The following is a 17,100-nucleotide window of genomic DNA, read 5'->3' as shown; positions in this document are numbered from 1 at the left end:
ACTAATTTCCTCCTAATTATACAAAATATTTTATAATGCTACCCCTATTAGATTGTTGAAGTCAAGAAAGAAATCTTGAATCACCTTTACTATTTCCTCTCCTATTCTTTCTTGAGCCTCTACTGTAGATGCCCCAATATGAGGTGTAGGAGAAACTCTTGGATGATTTACTAAGTCTAGATTTAATGTAGGTTCTTGTTCATAAACATCTATAGCAGCTGCTGATAATTTACCTTCATCTAATGCTTTTAGTAAATCTTTTTCATCAACTAAACCACCTCTTGCACAGTTTATTAAATAAGCCCCTTTTTTCATCTTATTTATTTCTTTTTCAGTTATTACTGCCCCCTTATTCTTATCAAATGGAATGTGTAAAGATAAGAAATCTGCCTTTTCTAAAACCTCTTCCATATCACAGAATCTATAATTGTTAAAACCTTGTGCTTCACCCATTATGTCAGTATATACAATATCCATACCTAATAATTCTGCTCTCTTTGCAACTTCTTTTGCAATTCTTCCAAAACCTATAAGTCCAAGTGTCTTTCCATTAATTTCTGTACCTTTGTATTTTTTCTTTTCCCATTTTCCATCTCTCATAGTTACATTTGCAGTATTTATGAATCTTGCAAGAACAAATAATTGACCTATTGTAAGTTCTGCAACAGATATACTACTTGCATTTGGAGTATTCATAACTTTTATGCCCTTAGCCTGTGCATATTTAACATCTATATTATCTAACCCTACTCCACCTCTTACTATCAGCTTCAACTTTTTGCCCTCTAATGCTTTATCTATTACATCCTTAGTAACTTTAGTAGCTGAACGTACTACAAGTACATCAACATCTTTAAGTTTCTCTCCTAAAACATCTTTTTCATAAAACTGCTCTATCACATTAAAATTTAACTCTCTCAATTTTCTCACTGCTTCTTTCTCTATTCCATCAGTAATTAATATATTATACATAACAAACTCCTCCAATTTATATTCACTTAATTTTCCCAATTTTTATTTTTTAAAGTATTTTCATCAATAAAATACTCTACTTAATTTAACTTTCTGTTTATATAATTTTCAAAATATTTTTTCATTAAAAACATATCAAATTCCTCCATTGTTTGTTAAAAATTTAATATGTAATTTTTATAAAATATATTTTATTATATATTCTAAATTTATCTTAAAATATACATATTTTTACAATATTACTGATTAAAACCTAATATATCATCAATATTATCTAATAATTCTTGTACATCTTCGACAGTATAGTCACCCATATGTGAAATTCTAAAAGTTTTTTCTTTTAAATCTCCATAGCCATTTGCTATTTGGAATCCTCGTTCTTGTAATTTTGAATTTAAATTTGATACACTAATACCTTGAGTATTTTCTATAACAGTAAGTGTATTGGATAAGTGATTTTCATTGGTAAAAATTTGGAAGTGTTTTTTAGCCCAGTTTCTAACTAAGTTTGCCATGTCTTCATGTCTATTGAACCTGTTATCTAGACCTTCATCTAATATATTATCTAATTGGAAATCTAAAGCGAACATGTGAGAAAGAGATGGTGTTGAAGGGTATTGGTAGTTTTTCTTGATTAAGTATTCATACATTGCTAACAAATCAAGATATACTCCTCTAAAAGGTACTTGCTTAGCTCTATCGATTGCTTTTTGAGAAAATGTGCAAATAGACATTCCTGGTGGTAATCCCAGTGCTTTTTGTACTGATGTTATACAAATATCTATTCCTATCTTATCAACCTCGACTTTTATTCCACCGGCTGAACTTACAGTGTCTACGCAGTAGACCACATCTTTATACTTTTTAACAACTTCTCCAATTTCTTCTATCGGGTTTCTTATTCCAGTTGAAGTTTCATTGTGAGTTACAGTTATTAAATCGTATTCTCCGGTAGAAAGCACCTTATCAACCATTTCTGGTGTTGTTGCCTCTCCTAATTCAACTTTAAATATATCCGCTGGGACATTATTAGCCACTGCCATTTTGTACCATCTATCACCAAAGGACCCACAGGAAAATACTGCTGCCTTTTTGGATGTACAGGAACGAATGGAGCCTTCCATTAAACCAGTTCCGGATGACGTGGATAAAAGTATCGTGTTGTTTGTATAGAATAGTTTTTGCATTTTTTCACTTATACTCTTTTGGAGCATAGATGCATCTTTTCCTCTATGTCCTATCATTGGTGTAGCCATCTTTTGCAAGACTTCTTCTTTAACATCAATAGGACCAGGAATAAATAATTTCTTGCTCATTATAATTCCCCCCTTTTTTAGTTTGTAATATGGATAGCGTGTTTACTCTCCTTATTTTTAATAACTATAATATCAAGCTAAATTAACTATGTCAACTCAATTTTTATTTTTTATATATAATTTATTTTTTATATTTTATGAAAACATTCATTTTGTACATCATCACAAGTCTAAATTTTCTGAATATTTTTCCAAAAAAAATAAACTTTTTAGTTATATAAATTAATTTTTTTAGTATGTAAATTTAACACTATTAAGATAAATATTTTTAGTACAACTAATTTATTTTTATCTTGTATTTTTATTACACTTTTTCATTTTATATTTTTAATTCTATCTTTTTAAGATATAAAAGTTTTATTTAATTAAAATTCAATATATTCTACTTTTTCTTTTGATTCTTCAAAAAACCATTCTTCATCAGAAAAATCACCTTCTGCAATTTGACCAATAGGCATCTTCATATACTTTCCAGTAGCTGTTACTGCTATATCTCCATTTGGCAAAATTATTTCGCCTGTACCTTCAAACAATTTTCTGTTTTCTTTAGTTATTCTTCCAACAACTTTTATAGTAGCATCTGTTGGCACTGGTTTTTTATATCTCAATTCCAAGGATACTGTTACTCCCCATATTTGGTCATTATTTATACTTACAGCTCTTCCAATAGTCTCATCCAATATTGCAGCAGACATACCTCCATGTACTCTTCCTGGATAACTTTGATGCCAATCCTTTGTATTGCAAATTGATACAAGTTCTCCATTCTCAAGTTCATAAAAATCTGCTTTAAGTCCTAGTTCATTTTGTGTTCCACAAACTAAACAAGATTTGCTACTATTTTGCTTCTTTAAAACTTTATACTTTGCCAAAAACTCCATCTCCTAACCTACACTAATAGTTGCTTAATATTAAATAACTCTAAAATATATTATATAATATTAATAAAATCCCTGCAAACTTCTAATAATAAAAATAGGCTATTTCAATATGATAATTTTAATTTGAAGTACTATTTTCTAAAAAAGGAGCTATCTCAAAATAGAAACTTAAAGTAAAGATAAGTCTCTTTTTCATTATTGAAATGATGAAAATATATTTGACTTCATACAAAGAAGAGTGCCTCATAAACTAATAAAGTTTATCTTGAGACACCCCTTCTAAAAACAAGCTATTTTACAATAGATTTTTACTAATTTTCAAAATTATACATTCAAATTATATTATACAAATTAAACTATAATTCTAAATTTCATTTACTATTAATTCTCCCATTTCTTTCGTTCCTACAACAGTTCCCACACCATTATATATGTCACTAGTTCTATAACCTTTATTAAGTACACTTTGTACTGCATCTTCAATACACTTAGCTTCTTCTTCTAAGTTAAAACTATGTCTTAACATCATGCTTACAGATAGAATAGTTGCAATTGGATTTACAATATCTTTTCCAGCTATATCAGGTGCACTTCCATGTATTGGTTCATACATACCAAAACTATCTTCTCTAAGTGATGCTGATGGTAACATACCTATAGACCCTGTAATCATAGATGCTTCATCAGATATTATGTCTCCAAATATATTATTAGTTACTATTACGTCAAATTGACTAGGGTCTCTTACAACTTGCATAGTAGCATTATCAACATACATATGTGACAACTCTACATCTTCAAACTCTTTAGCTAAATCTTCCATTGTACTTCTCCAAAGTCTTGAACTCTCAAGCACATTTGCCTTATCTACACTTATAAGTTTTTTATTTCTATTTCTAGCTATTTCAAAAGCTCTCTTACCAATTCTTCTTATTTCATTTTCGTTATATGTCTCTACATCATAAGCATTTTCAATACCATCAATGATTTTTCTTCCACGCTCTCCAAAATAAATGCCCCCTGTTAACTCTCTTACAACAACAAAATCAATGCCTTTCTCGACTATATCTGCTCTAAGTGGTGAAGCTTCTTTTATACTTTCATACATTGTCGCTGGTCTTAAATTTGCAAATAACCCCAGTGACTCTCTTAACTTTAAAAGACCAGCCTCTGGTCTTATATCCCCCGTACATTTATCCCACTTTGGGCCTCCAACAGCTCCAAGCAATACAGCTTCATTTTTTCGACAAACTTCAACAGTTTTATTAGGTAGAGGTTCTCCAGTTTCATCAATTGCACATCCTCCAGCTAATACATATTCACAATCGAATCTATGATTAAATTTACAACAAATTTTATTTAGAACCTTTATACCTTCATCTATAATTTCCGCTCCAACACCATCACCTTTTATGACTGCTATATTATAATTCATCACCCCACTACCCCCTATTTAATTTTATTGAGTTAATTAAACCTTCATTTAGTATAATATTTTGCATAAATTCCGGAAATGGTTCTGCCTTATATTCTTTTCCTTTTGTTATATTTTTTATCACACCTGTAGAAAAATCTACTTCTATATTATCCCCTTCCTCTATGTTATTAACAGCTTCTTCACATTCAAGTATAGGAAGCCCTATATTTATAGAGTTTCTAAAAAATATTCTAGCAAAAGTAGAAGCAATCACGCAGGATACTCCGCTTTCTTTTATTACAATGGGAGCATGTTCTCTTGATGAACCACAACCAAAGTTTTTAGTTGCAACTATAATGTCTCCTTCTTTTACCTTAGAAACAAATTTATCATCAATATCTTCCATACAATGCATTGCTAGTTCTTTATAATCAGCTATATTTAAATATCTAGCTGGTATTATTACATCTGTATCTATATTATCACCAAATTTAAAAACACTTCCATTGGCAATCATAAACTTTACCTCCCTTAAATTATCTCTGATGGTTTTGATATTTTTCCAGTTATAGCTGATGATGCTGCTACAGCTGGGCTTGCAAGATACACCTCTGAATCAACATGCCCCATTCTTCCTACGAAGTTCCTATTTGTTGTTGAAATAGATTTTTCACCTGATGCAAGTATTCCCATATGTCCCCCTAAACATGGTCCACAAGTTGGTGTAGAAACTGCTGCTCCTGCCTTTATAAAAGTAGTAATATACCCCTTTTCCATAGCTTCAAGATATACTTCTTGAGTTCCAGGAAATATCATAACCCTAACTCCATCTGCAACCTTTTTACCTTTCATTATTTCAGCTACTACTTCAAGGTCTGATATTCTTCCATTCGTACAAGAACCTATTACAACTTGGTCTATTTTTATATCCTTATTAATCTCATCTACTGTTCTAGTATTTTCAGGAAGATGAGGAAAGGCTACTGTTTCTTTTAGTTCAGCTAAATCTATTTCGTATACTTCATCATAGACTGCATCTTCATCTGCTTCATATACATTTACATCTTTTGTTATCGTTCTACACCTATGTGAATTTATATATTCCATAGTCTTATCATCTACTGGAAAAATTCCATTTTTAGCTCCTGCCTCTATCGCCATATTACAAATGGTAAATCTATCATCCATAGATAAGTGTTCTACTCCATCCCCACAAAATTCCATTGACTTATAAAGTGCGCCATCAACACCTATCTCACCTATTATATGAAGTATTATATCTTTACCACTTATCCATTTATTTGGCTTGTTCTTCAAAACAAATTTTATTGCTCCAGGAACCTTAAACCAACATTTTCCTGTAGCCATACCTGCTCCCATATCAGTTGAACCTACGCCAGTAGAAAATGCTCCTAATGCTCCATATGTGCAAGTATGAGAGTCAGCACCTATAATTACATCTCCAGCTGTTACTATACCTTTTTCAGGAAGAAGAACATGTTCTATTCCCATACCTCCTACATCAAAGAAATTTACAACTCCTTTTGATTTTGCAAAACTTCTTGTAAGTTTACATTGTTCTGCACTCTTTATATCTTTATTAGGTGTAAAATGGTCTAAAACCATCACTACTTTAGTCTTATCATAAACATCTTCAATTCCTAATTTTTCAAATTCTCTAATGGCTACTGGTGATGTTATATCATTGCCTAAAACTATATCTAAATCTGCTTCAATTAACTGTCCTTTCTTAACCTCATTTAACTTAGCATGTTTGGCTAAGATTTTCTGCGTCATAGTCATCCCCATTTTTTACTTCCTCCTCAATGTAACTTTTATTTATTGCATTCATAAGTGCATTAATAGCTGCTGTATTTATGTTTTCCGATATGCTTACTCCAAAATAGACTTCATTATTATGCTCTATTCCTACATAAGCTACCCCTCTTGAATGTGACCCTTCCTCTAATGCATGTTCCCAATAGTATCTAAATTTATAATCTTTCATGCCACATTGTTTTAGTGCATTATTAAATGAATCTACAGGTCCATTTCCTACACCAACAATTCTCTGTTCATTTCCCATATAAGTTACTCTTGCAGTCATCTCAATCATGTTAGTATCATTAGAATTATCATTTTCATAGTTTAGTTCATCCATTGATTTTATTTTATATTTTTTAACTTTATAAGGACTCTCAACATCAATATATTCTTTCTTAAATAAATTAAAGATTGCTTCACTACTAAGTTCTTCCCCTATTCTATCAGATTCCATTTTGACTACATTTCCAAAATCAGAATGCATATTCTTAGGTATCATAAATCCATAATCTGTTTCCATTATATAAACAGCTCCACCTTTTCCAGATTGACTGTTTATTCTAATAATCTCCTTGTATTCTCTTCCGATATCATGAGGGTCTATTGGTAAATATGGAACTTCCCAGTAATCATTATCTCTGTTTTTCATTGCTATCATGCCCTTTCTAATAGCATCTTGATGTGAACCTGAAAAAGCACAATGCACAAGATTACCTACATATGGATGTCTATCGTGTACTATAAGTTTTGTACATTCCTCATATATTTCTCTTATCTTATCTATATTGCTAAAATCTAGCCCTGGTTCTATTCCTTGTGTATAAAGATTAAGCCCCACATTTACTATATCCATATTCCCAGTTCTTTCACCATTTCCAAATAGTGTCCCTTCAAGTCTATCTGCACCAGCTAATAATCCAAGTTCACTTGCTGCTGTACAAGTTCCTCTATCATTGTGAGTGTGCAAACTTAGTATAATAGAATCCCTACAACTTACATTTTTACAAAACCACTCTATTTGGTCTGCATATACATTTGGTGTTGCCATTTCCACTGTTGATGGAAGATTTATTATTACTTTTTTCTGTGGAGTTGGTTTCCAAACTTCTATCACTGCCTCACATATTTCAAGTGCGTAATCCATCTCTGTTCCTGTAAAACTCTCTGGTGAATATTCAAAAGTAAATTCTGTCTCTGGATATTTTTTTACTTCTTCATTAAATAATTTTGCCCCTTCAACTGCTATATCTATTATTTCTTGTCTACTCATATTAAAAACCACATCTCTTTGAAGAGTAGATGTAGAGTTATATAAATGTATAATTGCTTTCTTACATCCCCTTATTGATTCAAATGTTTTTTCTATAAGATGAGCCCTAGATTGTGTAAGAACTTGTATAGTTACATCATCTGGAATCATATTCTCATCTATTAATTTTCTTAAAAACGTATACTCTGTATTTGATGCTGATGGAAATCCCACCTCTATTTCTTTAAATCCTGTATCAATAAGCATTTTGAACATTCTGACTTTTTCATTTACACTCATAGGTGTTGGTAGTGATTGATTTCCATCTCTTAAATCGACACTACACCAAATTGGAGCCTTAAATATTTCATTGTCTGGCCATTTACGATTTGCTATTTGCATTTTATCATATCTTTTATACTTCCTACATTTCATGTTATTTCCCCCTTTTTCATTTTTTGTATTCAGTATACTTTATATTGACGCAATTCTCCCCTATTTAATTCATAAGAATAAATGTCAATTTTATCATTAGAATAAAAAAAACCTCATCTCTAATAAAATTAGAGACGAGGTTTTGCTCGCGGTACCACTCTATTTAGCTTTTTAAAAAGCTCCCTTAGTAATAGCCAATATAATAATTATAATGACCATATTTCCTATAACGTGGAATTACTCCGATTATTCTAAGATTTAAATCTTAGAAAACAGCTCCTAGACAAGTTCAGAACTATCAACTACTAAATCACACCATCCTTTAGCTCTCTGAAAGTTTCATTATTCTTACTACTTCTATTCATCGCTTTTTTAATCATTTAAATTTTCTAAATTTTTTGATTTAATAGTTATTATATACACATTAAAATGTATTGTCAACACAAAAAATAATTATCTTCGTTTTTTATTTTTGATAAGTAATTTTATAAAATATGCTAACTATTGAAAATAGTATAATATTATGCCTTAAACTTTTTCATCTTTTCATCTATGATATTCAATAATTTTTTTTCATCTTCTAAACTCAATGCACTTAATCTAATTTTATAATTAGATTCATCAGTATATATATTTAATATATTTTTTGCTACTTCTATTTTTTCTATTATTTTATAGTTAAACTTTTGATTTTTTTTAGATTTTATACTGAATATACATTGATTATTTATTTATATCAAAAAGCTCTATAATTTCATCTTCATGATAATTTATGACCAGTTCATCTGGAAAATCTACTGATTTTAAAACTTTCTCTGCATTTTCAAATTCTCCTATAGAATAACATATATGAGAGTCAGAGCCAAGAATTACTCTTACACCATATGTTTTACATAATGTTAGCATATGACTTGCATTTTCCCAAGCTCCAGTCCTATGAGAGTTTGAACTTAATGATGAATTATTTATTTCTAAAAGGACATTTTTATCTTTAGCTTTCTTTACTATAGATTCATAATCTAAAGGATACCTACTATCATCTGGATGTCCAATTATCTTTACCTTAGGTTTATCCATAACTTTTAAAATAGCATTTGTATTTTCTTCTTTTGTTCCTGAAGCTATACAAGGTCTATGCAGACTTGCAATTATATAGTCCAAGTGTTGAAACATATCTTCTTGAACATCCAAATTACCATTATAATCCATTATATTTCCTTCTATTCCCCTAAGAATCTTTACCTCTTGTACTCTACGTGGAAATAGATGTAGATTATAAAAATAAAATGGGTGTGGTCCTCCTGGCATACTAGGTCCATGGTCTGATATTCCTAGATATTTTATATTTTTCTTAATTGCTTCTTCGACATTTTCTTTGAAAGTACTATGTGCATGTCCACTTATTAGAGTGTGACAATGTACATCTATAATAGACTTTTTCATTAAATTTCCTCCTAACATCTTATATAAGTTTTATAGATAGCTAAAGGGCTATTCCAAAACTAAAGCTGTCATAATAGACAGGGTAACGTTTTAAAACAGCCCCATTTTCAATTATTTTACACTTCTAAATCTTTAAATTTATCTTTAAATAACTCTCCAATACTTCCTAAAGATTCTTCTACTTCTAGGTATTCTGTTATATCTTCTTCTGGCTCTCTAGTTGCTTCTTTTATTGAAACTAACATTCTTTTAGTCTTTGGTTTAAAATCAAGAATCTTAACTTTCACTTCATCTCCAATATTCACAACATTAGTGACTTTAGCCACTCTAGTATCACTCAATTCAGATATTGGTAAATATGCTTCTACACCTTCTTTAATTTGAACAAAAGCCCCTTTTTCTATTATTCTAAGAACTTTAGCATTAACAACATCATCAATTTGTACTTCTTTCGCTATTAAATCCCAAGGGTCATTATTTATGTCTTTTAATGCCAATGCAATTTTTTTAGTATCTTCATTTACATCTAACACATAAACTTCTACTTCTTGACCCTCTGAAACAACATCTTCAACACTTTCAACTCTTGTCCAAGCTAAATTATTTATATGTGCTAACCCTTCAATCCCACCAATATCCACAAATGCACCATAAGGCATTATCTTTGTTACCTTACCATCTCTTTTTTGTCCAACTTCAAGTGAGTTAAATAATTCTTCTTTAGCTGCTTTAATACGAGCTTTTTCTTCTTCTCTTTCTTGCTTAATTCTTGCTCTTTCAGCTTCTTTTTCTGCTTTAATTTGAGCTCTTCTTTCTTCTCTCTCTTTATTTATACGCTCTTGTAATACATCTCTATGAGATGCTACAAGTCTATTTTTTCTAATATCAAATTCTTTTATATAAACTTCTAGGTTAAGACCAACAAATTTAGATGTGTCTGTAATAAACTTTGTGTCAAGTTGAGAGATTGGTATAAAAAATGTATATGTATTGTAATTAGCAAATACACCTTTATCTATATTTTTTTCAACATTTACAGTTATTATTCTATGTTCATCATAAGCCTTTTGTAACTCGGCAAAATCATTTCTTTTGTCAAGTTGTAATTTAGATAAAGTTATTGTACCATCTTTTTGAGATACTTTTGTTATTACAGCAGTTATTTCATCACCTATATGGTATAAATCTTCTATATGTTGATTTTTTTCTATATTCAATTCACTTATAGGTATTATTCCATCAAACCCATAGTCTAATCCTAATTGTACTTCATCATTTCTCACTGCAGTTATTTTTCCAGTTGTCAATTCTCCAACTTTCACTTTGCTGAATACTTGTTCTTGCTGGTCAAGTAATTCTTGCATTGTTAAATCATTTTCCATTATAAACATCCTTTCCTCTCATTAATTATCATATCTGTAAATATTATACCATTAATATTGCAAATACTTACATTTTTCTTACTATAATTTTAAAAATAAATTCGACTTCATATATTTATACATTATAGAAAATATCTTATTAAATTAAAATACAAATTCTAATTTTTATCTAATAAAATATTTTCACAGAAAATTTATATTGTATATCTTATTCTTCTGTTGCTTTAGGTTTTGATAGAGAACTTTTATAAAATATAAAGAAACAAATTGCTGTTATAGTGGCTGCTGTTATATCCGCAACTGGCTCTGCTAAAATCACTGCAAAAAGTTTTTCATTAAAAAATGTTGGAAGTATAAATATTAAAGGTATTAAAAGTACAATCTTTCTAAGAAGAGCTAAAACCAAAGATATTTTTGCTTTTCCAAGTGCTAAAAATGTCTGTTGACAAGCTAGTTGAATTCCAAACATAAAAGCACCAGCAAAATATATTTTTATACTCCAACTAGTCATACTAAGTAACTGCGGATTCTTATTAAATATACCAACAAAAAATTCAGGAAATATCATCAGTAAACCCCACAAGATGGTAGAATATGTAAGACATGACAATAGACATAGCTTAAATGTCTTTTTTACTCTATCAAGTTGACCTGAACCATAATTGTAACTTATTATTGGTTGTGCTCCTTGTGTAAGTCCCATATTAGGAAGCATAAGAATTTGCATTATACTGCTCATTATGGCCATTGAACCTACTGCTAAATCTCCCCCATACATTTGTAATTTACTATTTAAGGCTATAAGTACTAGACTTTCTGTAGATTGCATTATAAATGGAGATATTCCCAACCCCAGCACTGGCAAGATGATACTTGCTTTGGGTATCATATACTTCTTTTTTATCTTAAGTATACTTTTCTTTCCAAAAAGAAACATTAGTACCCAAATAGCAGAAACACCTTGTGCAATTATAGTAGCTAATGCAGCTCCTTTTACACCCATATTAAAGCCAAATATAAAAATCGGGTCAAGTGCTATGTTTATCAAAGCCCCTATAGCAACGGTCATCATACCAGTTGTAGCAAACCCTTGGGTATTTATAAAAGTATTCATACCTAGTGAAATCTGAACAAATACTGTACCTATTAGATAAATATTTAAATAATCCATTGAATATCCAATTGTAGATTCACTTGCTCCAAATATCCAAAGCAAAGGCTCTTTTCCAATCTGAAAACCTATAGTTAAAAGTATTGCTAAAATCACCAATACAGAAAAACTATTACTCATTATTTTCTCTGCATCATCATTGTTCTGCTCACCCATTTTTATAGCAGCTAACGGTCCTCCTCCCATCCCAATTAAATAACTACATGCAGTTATTATAATTATTATTGGAAATGCTACTCCTACACCTGCCATAGCAACTTCTCCACTTTGCATTCTACCAATAAAAATCCTATCGACTATGTTGTATAAAACATTTACAATTTGTGCGATAATAGCTGGTGTAGCAAGTTTAAATAATAATTTACCCACACTTTCATTGCCTAAGTTAGCGTTTGAATTTTCCATTTTAAAACCTCCTTAATCCATTAATTAAAATTTTATTATATATAAAAATTTTATTTTGTTAGCAGACAAATTTAGAGTACTTTCCCTACAAGTAATACTATACTATATTTCTTTTGCCATAGTAAACATTTTAGAATTGACCGAATTTAAATACTTTGTCTAATTTTTTATCTACCTTATAAAAACTTTCACATGTACTCATAAAAAAACTATCCAAGTATATTACTTAGATAGTTTTATATTATATGTAGAGAAAGAGCTGAAACTATAACTCCTGATAGCAAATTGCCAAGAAATACTCCCATAAAAGCATCTTTTATTCTCATTTTAAGTATGGAAGCTATAGCAGATGCAGTCCATGTTCCTGTAGTTGGAAGTGGTATACCTACAAATAGTATTATACCAATTATTGAAACACTTTTTAATTTCTTCATTCTCGAGTTTATCTTTCTATCAATTATATCAGCAATCCCCTTAAATAGTTTTTTCCCCCTTAAAAATTGCAATATATGTCTAAATGTCAATATCAAGGGAATCGATACTAATGTAGAACCAATTACACTAAATACATAAACCCATATAGGATTTAAGCCCATTGCAATACCTATAGGAATGGCTCCCCTCAATTCCGTTACAGGAACCATAGATAAAATTAATATGTGTAAATATCCCAAACTATTCCCTCCTATTCTAAGTGACATTAAGTTATAAATTTATTTGCTCTATAACCTCACCATTCTTTTTACTAACTAAAAACGCATTTTTAGTCAATGAAAGCATTGGTAAATCACTCTTAGAGTCTGAATATGCATATGAATTTTCATAATCAATCTCTATCCCAAGCTTACCTAATACAGCCTTTATTCTTTCTACTTTTTCAATTCCCTTACAATTTTCTCCAATGAATTGATTTTTATATCTTGAATTTTCATAAAATAACTCAGTACCTATGACCTCATCTGCAAAACCATAATACTTAAAATATTTCATATATGCATATGGAGATGCAGTTATCATAATTATAACATTATGCTCTTCTTTATTCTTGTAAATAATCTTTTTCATAGATTCGTTAATTTTTTTCATTATACAGTCATCAAAAAACTTTTTTAAATCTTCTTCACTAAAATCTACTATTGGATGAAAGACTGCCTCTTTTGCCCTTTTCAAAGTTATTATTCTAATCAAATACATAAATAGAATAAAAATAATGTATGGCAACTTTATAACAGTTTTAAAAGTTTTATTTTTTAAAGAGTAAATAAAAAAATCTATCATGCTATCAGTATTTATAACAGTGTAATCCACATCAAGTAATAATACACTTTTTTTCATAAGTATTTGCCCATCCTATCACTAAAAAATCAATATTACTAAACATGTAATTATCCATAAGATTACATTTATCTTTAAAGCATTATCTGTTAAGACAATATCGGTAGGATTACTTTCATTTGTAGTGTTAATTATATAATTGTATCTAAGCACACCATAAACTACAAATATTGTTGTAAATATCATATGTGGCTTTTCTGGATTACTTGTAGAATACAATGCATAACATACAATTGTAGAACTTAATATAACTATCATCATTTGATTTAAATTTTCTACGTCATAATCTTCTAGTATTTTTCTATGTTCAACTGCATCACCTCTTAAAGTTTCTATTTCTTTTTTACGCTTTCCAAGAGCTAAGTACAGAGATAAGAAAAATGTACATAAAATTATCCAATTTGATAAACTAACACTTATGGCTACACATCCTGCATAAACCCTAAGTATAAATCCAAGAGATATAGAAAACACATCTAATAGTATTATATTCTTTAGTTTAAGAGAATATAATATATTGTTTATCAAGTAAAGACTAAGAATTATAGAAAGATTAAAATTAACAACTGTTGATAAACAGATTGAAATTAAAGCTAATACTACAAATAGTATATTAGCACTTTTTTTGCTTATTCTTCCACTTGCCACTGGTCTATTACATTTTTTAGGATGTTTTTTATCTTTGTCCATATCTATAACATCATTCAACGCATATACTGATGATGACATTAGACAAAAACACACAAATGCAATAAACGTATTTAACAATAAATTTATATTTAGTATATTATTTGAAAAAATTATAGCTGAAAATACAAAGAAATTCTTTATATATTGCTTTATTCTCATTAGTTTTATATAATCTGAAATTTTAGTAAGAAGCCTTATATTTGTATTGGTCTGTTTCATAAACTTACTACCCTTTCAATATTATTTTTTAAACAGGATATGATTTTATCCCTATATTTAAAATTTCTATAAATCCATTTACATTACTGATTATTATAGTAATCAGTAACAATGATAGAAATATATTATACATATTTTTTTCATTTTTTCTAAGTGCTTTGGTAAAGTAAGCCAATAAAACTATAACTGCAAAACTAAAATTTATAGTCATAATACTTGAATTGACTAGATTATATCCTACTATACCATGTAAAACTAGATTAAATATAATTATTCCCATACATAGCTTAGGAACTCTTTTTTCTGAATTCTCAATAACTGATAAAACACAAAAACAAAAAGCTAATAATGTAAGAATTACTGGTATTGTCGCAACTTCTCCATTTTGCAAAAATAACCCCTTTTTAATCTCTGCTCCAGGAAAATAAAAAACTGAATACAACAGTCTTTCTATAATCATTGCAATTTTCTCCAAAATTGGTTCTCCGCTTATAAATTTAGTATCATACTGTATTACATTTCCAAGATTCATAAAACTCTCATAAGATTTCGTTGAAACTACACAAATATATGCCATTAAGATAAATGTAATTAAATGTTTTAACATTTTTCCTATTTTCAATTTAAATTCAAATATCATATTAAAAAAATACAAATATATATTACTAATAGTTATTCCAAATAGAGGAATAGCTGCCAATTCTAGCAAATAAGAATTCTTCCCTTTCACCTTATTTGCAATAACTATGAAAAATATTAATGAAAATTGACTATATATAAATCTCTCTATATTTAAAGTCATAAATAATTGTGGAAAAGAAAATATCATTATCATAGTAAGTAAAATTAAAGTTAACCTCTGCATTTTTATCTTTTTAATATGATTAAAAACTAAAGTTATTGATATAGCACTGGTTATTATTTGTAAACAAATTAACCCAAACCCATAAGCACTATTAAAATCGGTTGTTCCTGGATTTGCTATTGAAGTACACAATAAGTATATTGGATATGCAAAAAGCGATATAATTGCTGAAAATAATATGTGCTTACTATTATCTTGATTTATAGCAAATACATTTAAATTGAATAAAACACCTGTATCTGTATCTAACAGCACATCATAGGTATTGTTCAAATCATAAAATATAGTAGTCTTAGAAAAAAATATCTTAGTTATTATTAAGTAAGTTATTACAACTAATATAAATAAAAATATTTCATTTTTATATTTTAATATCTTACTCATCAATATATCACCATCCATTCATTATATAGGATTTGCTGACACCTACAATTTATTCCTTTAATTTTAATAGTCATCCTCATAATATTCTTACTTGTTTTATTGTAATTGAATAGTTCTTTATTTACAACCACAATATTTACTTTATTAATGTTATAATTAAGCAAGTATTATTTATATAATGCAGATTAGTGGTATATAAAATGAGAATTTGCAAGCAATGTCAATAAAATGCTTGAAGAATTTGATATAAAAATAGATGGTTCTAGTTATAGAATTAAACTATAACAAATTAAGACAGAATTTAAGGAGACAAAATTATAATTAGTCTCCTTAAATATTAAAACTGTATTTTAAAGTATTACTAAGTAATATACAAATTTCAAATATAATACAAATTAAATTGATAATAGGAATTTTTTATCAAAAAACTACAGGTAACTTTTACAATATATTCTACACATTTAGTATATTTTTTAGAGGTAAAATAACATTCATATATATAAATTTATTCAATTTTCAAACAAGTGTATTGAATAATAATTAATTCTATTGTATTATTGTAATTGTAGAGTAAAAATAAATCGGCAAAACTAGAGAAATTTAGTGACGCAAAGCTATAGGGACTAAGACTTATAGAATATCTTATGAGTTATGTCAGCCAGTTGCCAAAAAGATATATTCTTTTTGTTTTTATGAAAGTTTTTTAGGTGGATAATAATATATGTTTAGAGATAAAATGGATAGATGTACACATATGTTGACTGCTTATATCGGTAGTTCACATGATTATTGTGATTTTATAGATACACAATTAGATGATTTTATAATAGAGTACGGAGAAAATGTGGTAGAATCTTGCTTACATCAAGTGATGGTATTGGTAAGTAAGTATAATTAGATAGATTTTGTTTTCTAGAGAACCCTTTTTAGTTTTATCTACTATTTAAAATAAATTGTTGCTAAAAAATTCATTAAAATATATTTCGAGTCTGGAAATATTTATGTGTATTCTTTAAATAAAAATTTATTTTTAAGTGATAATTAAACATTTATTGGTAAGGCTATGGCTTTAAAAATCATAGCCTTATTTTGATATTTTTTCCATTTTTGCA

The 17,100-nt window shown here is 28.7% G+C and carries 15 protein-coding genes, 1 riboswitch and 1 other annotated feature; of the genes, 1 reads left to right on the top strand and 14 read right to left on the bottom strand.

Annotated features, from left to right (window positions below):
* Positions 1 to 30: 30 nt before the first annotated feature.
* The 14 genes from IR152_RS16190 to IR152_RS16125 all read right to left on the bottom strand — a co-directional run bounded on the left by IR152_RS16190 (position 31) and on the right by IR152_RS16125 (position 15,988).
* On the bottom strand, positions 31 to 972 hold the full coding sequence (locus IR152_RS16190) for a D-2-hydroxyacid dehydrogenase (protein WP_227452946.1): 942 nt from the start codon (positions 970 to 972) through the stop codon (positions 31 to 33).
* Between the two features lie 239 nt (positions 973 to 1,211).
* A complete protein-coding gene (locus IR152_RS16185) occupies positions 1,212 to 2,288 on the bottom strand; it encodes a pyridoxal-phosphate-dependent aminotransferase family protein (protein WP_227452945.1) in 1,077 nt (358 codons plus the stop codon).
* A gap of 365 nt (positions 2,289 to 2,653) precedes the next feature.
* Complete coding sequence (locus tag IR152_RS16180) at positions 2,654 to 3,169, bottom strand: PaaI family thioesterase (RefSeq protein ID WP_227452944.1); 516 nt, start codon at positions 3,167 to 3,169, stop codon at positions 2,654 to 2,656.
* Positions 3,170 to 3,533: 364 nt separating this feature from the next.
* Positions 3,534 to 4,604: a 3-isopropylmalate dehydrogenase gene (gene leuB / locus IR152_RS16175; RefSeq protein ID WP_255624941.1), complete on the bottom strand. Its 1,071-nt coding sequence runs from the start codon at positions 4,602 to 4,604 to the stop codon at positions 3,534 to 3,536.
* A gap of 7 nt (positions 4,605 to 4,611) precedes the next feature.
* Positions 4,612 to 5,103 carry a 3-isopropylmalate dehydratase small subunit gene (gene leuD / locus IR152_RS16170; protein WP_227452942.1) on the bottom strand — a complete coding sequence of 164 codons (492 nt, stop codon included), beginning with the start codon at positions 5,101 to 5,103 and terminating at the stop codon, positions 4,612 to 4,614.
* A gap of 14 nt (positions 5,104 to 5,117) precedes the next feature.
* Positions 5,118 to 6,395, bottom strand: a complete 1,278-nt coding sequence (leuC, locus tag IR152_RS16165; protein ID WP_227452941.1) for a 3-isopropylmalate dehydratase large subunit — start codon at positions 6,393 to 6,395, stop codon at positions 5,118 to 5,120.
* Positions 6,352 to 8,094, bottom strand: a complete 1,743-nt coding sequence (gene leuA / locus IR152_RS16160; protein ID WP_227452940.1) for a 2-isopropylmalate synthase — start codon at positions 8,092 to 8,094, stop codon at positions 6,352 to 6,354. The genes leuC and leuA overlap by 44 nt, the downstream gene beginning before the upstream one ends.
* Before the next feature lie 127 nt (positions 8,095 to 8,221).
* Positions 8,222 to 8,468: a binding site (T-box leader), on the bottom strand.
* A 349-nt stretch (positions 8,469 to 8,817) separates the two neighbouring features.
* A complete protein-coding gene (locus IR152_RS16155) occupies positions 8,818 to 9,537 on the bottom strand; it encodes a phosphatase (protein WP_227452939.1) in 720 nt (239 codons plus the stop codon).
* Between the two features lie 116 nt (positions 9,538 to 9,653).
* On the bottom strand, positions 9,654 to 10,928 hold the full coding sequence (locus IR152_RS16150) for a 30S ribosomal protein S1 (RefSeq protein ID WP_227452938.1): 1,275 nt from the start codon (positions 10,926 to 10,928) through the stop codon (positions 9,654 to 9,656).
* 199 nt (positions 10,929 to 11,127) lie between these two features.
* Positions 11,128 to 12,495, bottom strand: a complete 1,368-nt coding sequence (locus IR152_RS16145; RefSeq protein WP_227452937.1) for an MATE family efflux transporter — start codon at positions 12,493 to 12,495, stop codon at positions 11,128 to 11,130.
* 236 nt (positions 12,496 to 12,731) lie between these two features.
* Positions 12,732 to 13,169: a small multi-drug export protein gene (locus IR152_RS16140; protein ID WP_227452936.1), complete on the bottom strand. Its 438-nt coding sequence runs from the start codon at positions 13,167 to 13,169 to the stop codon at positions 12,732 to 12,734.
* A gap of 31 nt (positions 13,170 to 13,200) precedes the next feature.
* The gene (locus IR152_RS16135; RefSeq protein WP_227452935.1) at positions 13,201 to 13,830 is read right to left on the bottom strand and encodes an HAD family hydrolase; all 630 of its coding nucleotides are present in this window, start codon (positions 13,828 to 13,830) and stop codon (positions 13,201 to 13,203) included.
* Between the two features lie 21 nt (positions 13,831 to 13,851).
* Entirely contained in the window at positions 13,852 to 14,739 is an 888-nt protein-coding gene (locus IR152_RS16130) for a decaprenyl-phosphate phosphoribosyltransferase (RefSeq protein ID WP_227452934.1), read from the bottom strand.
* Positions 14,740 to 14,767: 28 nt separating this feature from the next.
* Complete coding sequence (locus tag IR152_RS16125) at positions 14,768 to 15,988, bottom strand: DUF6080 domain-containing protein (RefSeq protein ID WP_227452933.1); 1,221 nt, start codon at positions 15,986 to 15,988, stop codon at positions 14,768 to 14,770.
* A gap of 573 nt (positions 15,989 to 16,561) precedes the next feature.
* A riboswitch (cyclic di-GMP riboswitch) is annotated at positions 16,562 to 16,658 on the top strand.
* 51 nt (positions 16,659 to 16,709) lie between these two features.
* Between IR152_RS16125 and IR152_RS16120 the strand changes: the two genes are divergently transcribed.
* Positions 16,710 to 16,886, top strand: coding sequence for a hypothetical protein (locus IR152_RS16120; RefSeq protein ID WP_227452932.1), 177 nt, complete (start codon positions 16,710 to 16,712; stop codon positions 16,884 to 16,886).
* Positions 16,887 to 17,100 lie beyond the last annotated feature (214 nt).

It is taken from the genome of Clostridioides sp. ES-S-0108-01 (assembly GCF_020662285.1).
Classification (GTDB): domain Bacteria; phylum Bacillota; class Clostridia; order Peptostreptococcales; family Peptostreptococcaceae; genus Clostridioides.
Note: the sequence above shows the minus strand (reverse complement) of the source record. Positions and strands in the feature narration are given on the sequence as shown.